This is a genomic window from Aeromonas fluvialis, assembly GCF_000819885.1.
Lineage (GTDB): Bacteria > Pseudomonadota > Gammaproteobacteria > Enterobacterales > Aeromonadaceae > Aeromonas > Aeromonas fluvialis.
Map to the genome: position 1 here is coordinate 1 of NZ_CDBO01000050.1, position 544 is coordinate 544.

General features: G+C 60.8%; 1 protein-coding gene. It reads right to left on the reverse strand.

Annotated features, from left to right (window positions below):
- Positions 1-544 (reverse strand): Mu transposase domain-containing protein (locus tag BN1125_RS10455; protein WP_042012244.1); only part of this gene is annotated, 544 nt, incomplete at both ends.

Below are 544 nucleotides of genomic sequence, written 5' to 3' on the forward strand. Positions count from 1 at the left end.
TCCGCGTGGCGGATAAACCCATCCACCCAATGCATGGTGTAGGGCCCGATCGTCGATGCCCAGCCAAGCAGCCGCTCAGGCGACCATTCCAACAAGGCCTGATGATGTGCCGGCATATGCGCAGGCTGGCTGCTGTGCTGGCCCTTGTGATGACTGCGCGGGTGCTCGGCCACGACCTTGCCTGCGTGGTAGACGGTGACGGTATGCTCTGCCAGATGGGCTTCCAGGCGCTTGCCCTGCAAGGTATGGGGCACTGAGTAATAGTGCTTTTCCAGCTCAACGTGGTAATCCTTGCCGGCCAGCACCGACACCACCTTGGTGTACTGATAGGGGTATGCTGGCAAGGGCTTGAGCGCCGGCGCATCGAGCTCGGCAAACAGCGATGCGCGACAACCAGGGAGCTTCTGGAAGGGTTTCTGATTGAGCCGCGTCAGCAACTCACTGATGCGCTGGTTAAGCTGGGCCAAGCTATGGAAGAGCTCATGGCGCAGTACCGCGAGGATCCAGCGAGTCACGATCTGCACCCCCACCTCGGCCTTGGACT